The organism is Polaromonas sp. (assembly GCF_039930745.1).
In the GTDB taxonomy this organism is placed as follows: domain Bacteria; phylum Pseudomonadota; class Gammaproteobacteria; order Burkholderiales; family Burkholderiaceae_C; genus Polaromonas.
The window spans coordinates 1-5,295 of record NZ_JBDTTH010000158.1; the positions used below are offsets into that span (position 1 = coordinate 1).

The 5,295-nt window shown below is 60.0% G+C and carries 4 protein-coding genes and 1 pseudogene; 1 reads left to right on the top strand and 4 read right to left on the bottom strand.

The annotated features are described in order from the left end of the window. A pseudogene (locus ABI660_RS22880) lies at window positions 1-194 on the top strand (hypothetical protein); the annotation flags it as partial. 33 nt (window positions 195-227) lie between these two features. Here ABI660_RS22880 and urtD read toward each other — a convergent pair. The 4 genes from urtD to urtA all read right to left on the bottom strand — a co-directional run. Next, window positions 228-1,109, bottom strand: coding sequence for an urea ABC transporter ATP-binding protein UrtD (urtD, locus tag ABI660_RS22885; RefSeq protein WP_348072474.1), 882 nt, complete (start codon window positions 1,107-1,109; stop codon window positions 228-230). Beyond that, a complete protein-coding gene (urtC, locus tag ABI660_RS22890) occupies window positions 1,106-2,215 on the bottom strand; it encodes an urea ABC transporter permease subunit UrtC (protein WP_348072478.1) in 1,110 nt (369 codons plus the stop codon). The genes urtD and urtC overlap by 4 nt, the downstream gene beginning before the upstream one ends. 113 nt (window positions 2,216-2,328) lie before the next feature. After that, complete coding sequence (urtB, locus tag ABI660_RS22895) at window positions 2,329-3,903, bottom strand: urea ABC transporter permease subunit UrtB (protein WP_348072480.1); 1,575 nt, start codon at window positions 3,901-3,903, stop codon at window positions 2,329-2,331. 205 nt (window positions 3,904-4,108) lie between these two features. After that, window positions 4,109-5,295, bottom strand: a 1,187-nt coding sequence (urtA, locus tag ABI660_RS22900) for an urea ABC transporter substrate-binding protein (RefSeq protein WP_348072476.1), incomplete at its 5' end; no start/stop codon positions are given.

Sequence of the window (5,295 nt, forward strand, 5' to 3'; positions counted from 1 at the left end):
CCGAAGGCGAGTTCGAGCGAGACCCCGCTTTTGGCGAGCACCGCAGGTTGCCCCGGAGCGCAGCGCAGGGGACCCAGACCATCGGGTCGCCTTTCTTCTGGGAACTTTTCTTTGGCGACGCAAAGAAAAGTGCCTCGCCCGCCGGGGCGAGACCCGGCTTGCAGGAAGACCCACTGATGCGCAAGCTTGCATAGGCTTCGACAAGCTCAGCCCGCAGGGTAGAAAAATCAACGCCCAAGGTACACCTCAATCACCCGTTCATCCGCCTGCACCTGATCCAAAGTACCTTGAGCCAACACAGACCCGTCACACAACACCGTGACGATTTCAGAAATCGTGCGGATGAAACTCATGTCGTGCTCCACCACCATCAGCGAGTGTTTGCCCTTGAGCGTGAGAAAGAGTTCGGCGGTGCGTGCGGTTTCCTCATCGGTCATGCCAGCCACCGGCTCGTCCAGTAGCAGCAGCTTGGGGTCCTGCATCAGCAGCATGCCGATTTCCAGCCACTGCTTTTGCCCGTGGCTGAGATTGCCAGCCATGCGGTTGACACTGTCAGCCAGGTGGATCGTCACCAGTGTCTCGGCGAGTTGATCGCTCTGTGCCGAGTCGAGCTTGAAGAACATCGACGACTTCACGCCTTTGTTGGTTTTCAGCGCGAGTTCGAGGTTTTCGAACACGGTGAGCTGCTCGAACACCGTGGGTTTCTGGAACTTGCGGCCAATGCCGAGCTGGGCAATTTGCGGCTCGGTGTGGCGCAGCAGGTTAATCGTGCTGCCGAAAAACACCGTGCCCTCGTCGGGGCGCGTCTTGCCGGTGATGATGTCCATCATGGTGGTTTTGCCGGCGCCATTGGGGCCGATGATGCAGCGCAGCTCGCCGGGCGCGATGTCCAGCGACAGTTTGTTGATGGCCTTGAAGCCGTCAAAACTCACGCTCACGTCTTCAAGATAAAGAATCCGGCCGTGCGTGACGTCCACTTCGCCCGGAGTGGCAATGCGGCTGCCACTCGCGCTGCGCCCCCCCGACTCGGTGTTAGCCTTGCCGGCTTCGAGTGCGGCACGGCGCTGCTCGATGCGGCGTGCGCCCTGCTCCAGAAGATCTGGCGTCATTTTTCGCCTCCCTTCCGGAGTTTTTTGACCAGCCCAACCACGCCATTTGGCAGGAAGAGCGTGACTGCGATAAACAGCAGGCCCAGGAAGTACAGCCAGTATTCGGGGTAAGCCACGGTCAACCAGCTCTTGGCGCCGTTGACGATAAAGGCGCCAATGATGGGGCCAATCAGCGTAGCGCGCCCGCCGACCGCGGCCCAGATCGCCATCTCTATCGAATTGGCCGGGCTCATTTCACTCGGATTGATGATACCGACCTGCGGCACATACAACGCGCCGGCAATGCCGCACATCACGGCCGAAATCGTCCAGATCGTCAGCTTGTAGCCGATCGGGTTGTAGCCCGAGAACATCACGCGGGTTTCCGCATCGCGAATCGCCTGCAGCACCCGGCCGAACTTGCTGCGCACCAGCCATTTGGCGAACAGGAAGAAGCCGAGCAAGGTCAGGCCGGTGATCACGAACAGCACCATGCGCATGTTGGGTGTGGCGATCGGCATGTCCAGGATGCGCTTGAAGTCGGTAAAACCGTTGTTGCCGCCGAAGCCGGTCTCGTTGCGGAAGAACAGCAGCATGGCGGCAAACGTCATGGCCTGCGTGATGATGGAAAAGTACACGCCCTTGATGCGCGAGCGGAAGGCGAAGTAGCCAAAGACAAAGGCCACGATGCCCGGCACCAGCACGATCAAAAACAACGTGGCGATGAAGCTGTCGCTGAAGGCCCAGTGCCAGGGCAGTTCCTTCCAATCGAGGAAGACCATGAAGTCTGGCAAATCGCTTTTGTAGTTTCCGTCGCGGCCAATCTGGCGCATCAAATACATGCCCATGGCATAACCGCCGAGCGCGAAAAACAGGCCGTGACCCAGCGACAAAATGCCGGTGTAGCCCCAGATCAGGTCCATCGCCAGCGCCACGATGGCGTAACACATGATCTTGCCGACAAGCGCCACCGCATAGGTGCTCATATGGAAGGGGCTGTCCACGGGCACCCAAAGGTTGAGCAGCGGCGCAGCGGCGCACACAACGATCAGGGCAACGATGAAGGCGCTCCACCCGGAGCGCGTAAGCAGTGGGCCCTTGCCCGGCAACGCGACACCTCCCCGCATGGCTCCCTCACTCCCTGGGGGAGAGGGCTGGGGTGAGGGGGTAGCCGGGGCGACAGCGACGCCAGCCTCGGCTCGCAGGGACTCGTTGATGGTGTGAATAGGCGTGTTCATATTTACGCTTCCGCTGAGCGGCCCTTCATCGCGAAGATGCCCTGCGGCCGCTTCTGGATGAAGATGATGATGAGCACCAGTACCGCTATCTTGGCGAGCACCGCGCCGGTCCAGCCTTCGAGGAATTTGTTCAAAATGCCCAGGCCCATGGCGGCGTAGACAGTGCCAGCCAGCTGGCCCACGCCACCCAGTACCACCACCATGAAGGCATCCACGATGTAGCCTTGGCCCAGGTCCGGGCCGACGTTGCCGACCTGGCTCAGCGCGCAACCGGCCAGGCCTGCAATGCCCGAACCGAGCGCAAACGCATAGGTGTCCACGCGTGCCGTGTTCACGCCCATACACGACGCAATCGGGCGGTTCTGCGTGACGCCGCGCACAAACAGGCCCAGGCGCGTTTTGCTGATCAGCCAGGCCATGCCCAGCAGCACGGCAATCGCAAAGCCGATGATGACCAGGCGGTTGTAAGGCAGCGACAGATTGCCAAGCACCTGCACGCCGCCGCTCATCCACACCGGGTTTTCCACGCCGACGTTTTGCGCGCCGAAGATGGAGCGCACCAGTTGCTGCAGCATCAGGCTGATGCCCCATGTGGCTAGCAGCGTCTCCAGCGGCCGCCCGTAAAGGAAGCGGATCACGCCGCGCTCCAGCGCCGCACCCATGAGGGCCGAGGCCATGAAAGCCACCGGCACCGCCGCCAGCAAATACCAGTCGAACAGGCCGGGCAAATATTTCTGAAAGACGCCCTGCACCACGTAAGTGGCGTAAGCGCCAATCATCATCAGCTCACCGTGCGCCATGTTGATGACGCCCATCAGGCCGTAAGTAATCGCCAGGCCCAACGCCACCAGCAGCAGGATGCTGCCCAGGCTGATGCCGCTGAAAACCGCACCCAGTTTGTCACCCCAGGCCAATGCGGCATCGACCTGGCGCAACGAAGCCTGTAGCGCGCTTTTGACTTCGGCATCGTCTTCTTCCGACAAGCGCGCTATCAAAACGGTTTTGCTGATCGGGTTGTTGCTGCCTGACAGGCGCGCAGCGGCCTCCAGGCGTTTGGCCTTGTCGCTGCTGCCCAGCAAAATAGTGGCACGCACCATTTCCAGCTGGGTCTTGAGCGCGGGAACCGTCTCGGCCGCCCAGGCTTTTTCAATCAGCGGCAGGCGCGACTCATCGCTGCCGCTGGCCAGCGTCCTGATCGCGTCGGCTCGCACCTTTTCGTCTTTGGAAAAGAGCTTGAGCGCAGCCAGCGCCGTGTCCAGCTCGCCACGCATCATGTTGTTGTTGATCACGTCTTCGGCGTCTTCGGGTACTTTCACTTCTGCACCGGTGACAGGGTCAAAGCCTTTGTCATCCTTGATCACAAACACCTTGTCCCCGGCGGTCTTGACGGCATCGTCAGCCAGCGCCTGGATGAAGGCGGCGGTTTTTTCGTCGGGGTTGGCGGCGGCCTTGTTGAGCGCTTCCACGCGGGCCTCGGTCTCGCCGAGTGCCATGCCTTTTACCTCGTCCGCGCTCAGGGCATGGGCGCCAGCAGCTATAAAAAACGTAGCAGATAGAAGGAGTGTGCGAATCATCATGTTGAAGAACCTGTAGGGTGGACACAGCAGCCAGCCCATGCGGCTTGCTTCGGTGCCCAGACTGCAACTTCCTGGGTCAGGCATGTATTTTTCATGCACCGGAGTAGTGCAAGAAGTGGGCCAGACCAAAAAAAACCGCACCTGTTTTCTGCAAATCAGGTGCGGCTTGCACCGCAGGCCCCCCCGGGGCCTTGCGGCAGCAGCTTTACTTGGAAGCCATTTTTGCCGGCTCGTCAGGCTTCTTGTCGTTGCCTTCGATGTACGGGCTCCATGGCTTGGCCTTCACCGGGCCGGGTGTTTTCCAAACCACGTTGAACTGGCCGTCGGCCTTGATCTCGCCGATGAACACCGACTTATGCAGGTGGTGGTTCTTCTCGTCCATCTTCGACACGATGCCCGACGGTGCCTTGAAGGTCTGGCCGGCCATGGCGGCGATGACCTTGTCGGTGTCGGTGGACTTGGCTTTTTCAACAGCCTGTTTCCACATGTTGATGCCGATGTAGGTCGCTTCCATCGGATCGTTGGTCAAAGGCTTGTCCTTGTGGCCGGCGATGCCCTTGGCCTTGGCGTAGTCAGACCACTTCTTGATGAACTCGGTATTGGCCGGGCTCTTGATCGACTGGAAGTAGTTCCAGGCAGCCAGGTGGCCGACCAGCGGTTTCGTGTCCACGCCGCGCAGCTCTTCTTCACCCACGGAGAAGGCAACCACCGGCACGTCTTTGGCCTTCAGACCGGCGTTGCCCAGTTCCTTGTAGAAAGGAACGTTGGAGTCGCCATTGATGGTGGAGACCACAGCGGTTTTGCCACCTGCAGAGAACTTCTTCACATCAGCCACAATGGTCTGGTAGTCGGAGTGGCCGAACGGCGTGTATTTCTCGTCGATGTCGCTGTCCTTCACGCCCTTGCTTTTCAGGTAGGCGCGCAGGATCTTGTTGGTGGTGCGTGGGTACACATAGTCGGTGCCCAGCAGGACCCAGCGCTTGGCGCCGCCACCAGCTTTGCTCATCAGATAATCAACAGCTGGGATGGCTTGCTGGTTAGGCGCTGCGCCGGTGTAGAACACGTTTTTGGACAGCTCTTCACCTTCGTACTGCACGGGGTAGAACAGCAGGCCGTTCATTTCCTCAACCACCGGCAGCACCGACTTGCGGGACACAGATGTCCAGCAGCCGAAGATCACCGAGACTTTGTCCTGGCCGAGCAACTGCTTGGTTTTTTCAGCGAAGAGGGGCCAGTTGGAGGCCGGGTCCACAATCACGGGCTCGAGCTTCTTGCCCATCACGCCGCCCTTGGCGTTGATTTCGTCAATGGCCATCAGCACGGTGTCTTTCAACACAGTTTCCGAAATGGCCATGGTGCCCGACAGGCTGTGCAGAATGCCCACCTTGATGG

What these genes read in the sequence shown, in the direction of transcription:
- urtD (WP_348072474.1), bottom strand. Translation starts at nt 1,109, where the DNA reads ATGACGCCAGATCTTCTGGAGCAGGGCGCACGCCGCATCGAGCAGCGC.
- urtC (WP_348072478.1), bottom strand. Translation starts at nt 2,215, where the DNA reads ATGCGGGGAGGTGTCGCGTTGCCGGGCAAGGGCCCACTGCTTACGCGC.
- urtB (WP_348072480.1), bottom strand. Translation starts at nt 3,903, where the DNA reads ATGATGATTCGCACACTCCTTCTATCTGCTACGTTTTTTATAGCTGCT.